The sequence below is a fragment of the Polynucleobacter sp. 39-46-10 genome, from assembly GCF_002282275.1.
In genome coordinates, this window is sequence record NZ_NCJB01000215.1 from 1 (window position 1) to 4,114 (window position 4,114).

5 protein-coding genes and 1 pseudogene are annotated in these 4,114 nt (G+C 47.5%); 3 read left to right on the forward strand and 3 right to left on the reverse strand.

Translation table 11 applies throughout. The features are described from left to right. Nucleotides 1-277: pseudogene (locus B7X71_RS12895) on the forward strand (alanine--glyoxylate aminotransferase family protein); the annotation flags it as partial. A gap of 29 nt (nucleotides 278-306) precedes the next feature. On the opposite strand, the gene B7X71_RS12900 reads toward B7X71_RS12895, so the two are convergent. After that, complete coding sequence (locus tag B7X71_RS12900; protein ID WP_293600946.1) at nucleotides 307-957, reverse strand: heme-binding beta-barrel domain-containing protein; 651 nt, start codon at nucleotides 955-957, stop codon at nucleotides 307-309. Between the two features lie 80 nt (nucleotides 958-1,037). Between B7X71_RS12900 and B7X71_RS12905 the strand changes: the two genes are divergently transcribed. Further along, on the forward strand, nucleotides 1,038-1,319 hold the full coding sequence (locus tag B7X71_RS12905) for a protein tyrosine phosphatase (protein ID WP_293600947.1): 282 nt from the start codon (nucleotides 1,038-1,040) through the stop codon (nucleotides 1,317-1,319). A gap of 22 nt (nucleotides 1,320-1,341) precedes the next feature. Here B7X71_RS12905 and B7X71_RS12910 read toward each other — a convergent pair whose 3' ends face one another. Further along, the gene (locus B7X71_RS12910; RefSeq protein ID WP_293600948.1) at nucleotides 1,342-2,322 is read right to left on the reverse strand and encodes a DMT family transporter; all 981 of its coding nucleotides are present in this window, start codon (nucleotides 2,320-2,322) and stop codon (nucleotides 1,342-1,344) included. Between the two features lie 6 nt (nucleotides 2,323-2,328). Then, entirely contained in the window at nucleotides 2,329-3,210 is an 882-nt protein-coding gene (locus tag B7X71_RS12915) for an NAD(P)H-hydrate dehydratase (protein WP_293600949.1), read from the reverse strand. A gap of 62 nt (nucleotides 3,211-3,272) precedes the next feature. On the opposite strand from B7X71_RS12915, the gene B7X71_RS12920 reads away from it, so the two are divergent. Continuing rightward, nucleotides 3,273-4,114 (forward strand): MBL fold metallo-hydrolase (locus B7X71_RS12920; protein WP_293600950.1); only part of this gene is annotated, 842 nt, incomplete at its 3' end.

Below are 4,114 nucleotides of genomic sequence, written 5' to 3' on the forward strand. Positions count from 1 at the left end.
GAATGGCTACCACTCAGTTTCAGCAAAAGGCTTTCAGTCTCCTGGCGTAGTAGTGAGCTATACCAAGGACCCTGATATTCAGTCTGGTAAGAAGTTTATTGCTCTGGGTTTACAAACTGCTGCTGGCGTGCCACTGCAGTGTGATGAGCGTCCAGACTCCCGCACTTTCCGAATTGGTTTATTTGGCCTAGAAAAATTGGCACATATTGATCGCACAGTTGGTCATCTTGCTGCTGCTCTAGAAAAAATTACTGAGACTGAAGCACAGCCAGCTTAAGTAACAAAGATTCAACCCGAAAGGCCGTCTTAGGACGGCTTTTTCATTACGTCTAAAGCTAGAGGGTTGGGTGTCGCTTCGCCTACCTTTGTCAGTACATTGGTGTCTAGATGATGAAAGGCTTCGGTTTGGCCTTTGATCATCATCACTGTATCTTGCTCATAAGACCAAGCGCCATCTTCCAAGATGGTCACCATGATGCGGTACTCAATTGTTTTGAAGGCATAGTCTAGAAAAGGACTTGATGAGATACCAGCAGTTGGATCATCAATTTTGGCTACACACTCAAACTGAGTTGCATTGGCGGAAGCTTTTCCTGTTGCCATAGTGACCATGCCTCGTGGGATGGTAAGGGTGTGAACGATCAGCCCGGTTGCGGGCTCCCAAAGCCAATACCCAACTTGATCATGATAAGTCTTTACTTGGTCTGGTTTGGTAATGTGAAGGTGATAGCGCAATCCATAAAACAGCTGCGGCCCATTGGTTTGCGGATCAATTGGCTGCATCTCAATACGTTCGGTATAGACCTGCTTCTTTGGTCCCTCAGCTTTTGGTTTGATATCCAATCCTCGTTGGCCTTCCCAGATGCCAGCAAGGCGGGTGAGGGGGCCTAAGTTTTCCAGGGTATTGACTGAGTATCCCTGCGGTTCTGTGTAAATATCAGATGGAAAAGAGTTCATGGGCAGGTCCTGGGTAAATGAGGAATGAATGGTAAATAATTGAGTATTATCAAATTATCCACAAACATTTTGGAGTTTTAATGCCTGCCCGCTTTGTAAAACTGTTTTTTGCTACCCTCATTTCTGCCTCAATTGGTTTGTCACCTTTGAGCGTAATGGCGGCAGACCCAGTAACAGCCCCAGCGCCACTAGCTGCTCCTGCTGCAGCACCTGCTGCTCAAGCAGAGAAAGCTAGCAAGAAGGGTGCTAAGAAGTCCCTGAAAGATAAGAAAGCAGAGAAGAAGTCTAAGAAAAAATCGAAGAAAAAAGCAAAAGCAGCTCAACAACCAGCAACTCCTCAGCCTACTGCTCCTCAACAATAAATTCTCGGTTTTAACTCAGGGACTAATTGAGGGGGTCAGATCCCTCAAGGTCCAAAGGCTTTGTTGAGCTCGACTCTTTTTGCTTGCTAGTGCCATCGTTACGTACTAGCAACCACATTGCCCCCATCACCAAGCTCATCCCAATAATCTGAATCCAGGTAATCGGCTCGGAGAGTACAAGCCATCCCATAAAGAGTGTTGAGACAGGGCCGAGTATTCCGGCTTGAGCAACTAAGGGTGAGCCAATACGGTTGATTGCAATCATGATCAAGAGCATTGGAATGACTGTGCAAAGGCTTGCATTGAGAAGGCTGAGCCAATAGATCTGCTGCACTTGCGTAAATACAGCCGAAGGTTCGTAAATCAGAATCTGAATCACACTGAGAAGTGCAGAGGCAGAGCTGGCATAGACCACTAAGCGTACGCTACCCACGCGCTTCACCATTTCTCCAGAGCCAATCATGTAGATCGCATAGGAGCATGCACTTGCAAAGACCAGTAACATGCCGAGCACTGCCAAGGTGCCGGTGGAGCTGGCATCCTGGATAAATACCGCAATGACACCAAGATATCCAACAGCAAGCGCGTACCACTGCAAACGACTAATGGATTTATTGAGAACAAAATAAGAAATCAAGAGCACGATGGTTGGAGTGAGATACAGAACAATGCGTTCCAATCCAACGGAGATATATTGAAGACCCAGAAAGTCGAGATAGCTGGATAGAAAGTAACCCATGAATCCCAGAACAAATATCTTCACTTGATCTCGCCAAGTGAGGGGGCTCATGAACTGTTTACGTGAGTGCCACCAAAAAATCCCCCAGAAGAGAGGGAGAGCCATCAACATGCGTAAAGCAATCAAAGTTTCTGCATTTGCACCGTAGCTAAAGGCGAGCTTAATGAGAATCGCTTTTCCGGAAAAAAGTACAGAACCTAGGCCGGCCATTAAGAGGCCGTAAATGTAACGACGGTGATGAAGGGTTTCGCTAGCGGATGGCATGCAGTTTTATAACAGTTTATTGAGCAAGCTCCGCATCTCCAAAATAACCTCTGTTGGAGTAAGTCCAATAGGACCAATTTGCTTGGCCACCAAGCTATCTGCTGCAGATGCATGAAGCTGAACCCCAATACAGCTCGCTTCCCATAAATTGAGATTATGGCGAAGGCCTTGAGCGGCAATAGCAGCAATGCTACCCGTTAATACATCCCCCATGCCGCCGACAGCCATTCCAGAATTTCCTTGTTGGCACTGCATAGCTGCATTAAGAGGTGAGGCTATCAGTGTATGTTGACCCTTGAGTACAACGATGGAGTTGGTGAGTCTGATGAGGTCTGATAATGCGGCCAAACGATTTGCTTGCACAACATCGCTTGTCGTATTGAGCAGGTGTGCAGCCTCTCCTGGGTGCGGGGTGAGAACACTCATGCCTGGATAGACTTGATTACGTTGCATGAGAAGATCTAAGTACTCAGGGGTATCGGCAATTAAATTGAGTGCATCGGCATCAATCACCACGGGCACATTTGGGTAGTGCAGTGCGGCAACCAACCAATCTCTTGCGAGCGCTGAAAAACCAAGGCCTGGGCCAATCGCAATGACATCGGGAGCAGTAGCTTCGAGTTGTTCTTGGGCATTAAAGCTCGCTAAGCGCACCATCAACTCTGCCTGTTCTGGCATTGCATGAGCAGCTGTTGGATCTAGCATCTCCAAAATGGTCCAGCCAGCTCCTAAGTGAAGTGCTGCGCTACCGGAGAGCAACAGTGCCCCAGCCATGCCGGGTGCGCCACCAACCATCAAGACTTTGCCAGCATTCCCTTTATGTTCTGAGGGTGCTCGCTTGAGTCGAGTAACAAGCTCGAGAGATCTCAGTTCGGAAGGAATGCTCATTTGAATAGTATCGCTCTTAAAGGTGGCTTAACAATCGATTTTATCGAGAGTATGCTTAAGTAATGAAAATACAATTTCTCGGTGCAGCGGGTGAGGTTACAGGCTCAAGACATTCTGTAGAGGCTACTGTTGGCGGACGTGAAGTCCGGTTCATTGTGGACTTTGGTATGTTCCAGGGTGGGCGCGAGGCCAGCTTTAAGAATCTGGAGCCTTTGCCGTTTTCTCCCAAAGAAATCGATTTTGTAGTGCTGACTCATGCGCATATTGACCATAGCGGCCTATTGCCAAGACTGTGTGCCCAAGGATTTTCTGGCCCGATCTACTGTACAGATGCCACCTATGAGTTACTCAAGATTTTGTTGCCAGATAGTGCTCACCTTCAGCGCTCTGATGTCGAGCGGGCAGAGCGTAGGCAAAAAGCGGGTAAGTGGCGTGGGGACTTACCGGTAGCGCTGTACTCAATGGAAGAGGCTGATCTTGCGCTCGGGCAATGTGAAGTGTTGTCTTACGGAGAACATGTCGAGCTTTGTAAGGGAATTCATTTAGAGTTTCTAAATGCGGGACATATTCTGGGATCGGCGATTGCTGTAATCGACATTACCGAGGATCATGCCCAGAAAAAGCGCTGTGTGTTTTCTGGGGATATTGGGATGAAGGGTAAGTTATTGATGCCCGATCCCGCCAGAATTGCTCAAGCCGATGTAGTAGTGGTGGAGTCAACTTATGGTGACCGCTTGCATAAAACTTTATCTGATACAGAGTCTGAATTAATTGAAGTGGTCACCAGCACTCTGAGTGCCCATGGAAATATTATTATTCCCGCCTTTGCAGTAGGTCGTACACAGGAGATGCTGTTTCTATTGATTGATCTAGTAAGGCGCAATTTATTGCCCCATCTCAGCAT

What these genes read in the sequence shown, in the direction of transcription:
- B7X71_RS12900 (WP_293600946.1), bottom strand. Translation starts at nt 957, where the DNA reads ATGAACTCTTTTCCATCTGATATTTACACAGAACCGCAGGGATACTCA.
- B7X71_RS12910 (WP_293600948.1), bottom strand. Translation starts at nt 2,322, where the DNA reads ATGCCATCCGCTAGCGAAACCCTTCATCACCGTCGTTACATTTACGGC.
- B7X71_RS12905 (WP_293600947.1), top strand. Translation starts at nt 1,038, where the DNA reads ATGCCTGCCCGCTTTGTAAAACTGTTTTTTGCTACCCTCATTTCTGCC.
- B7X71_RS12915 (WP_293600949.1), bottom strand. Translation starts at nt 3,210, where the DNA reads ATGAGCATTCCTTCCGAACTGAGATCTCTCGAGCTTGTTACTCGACTC.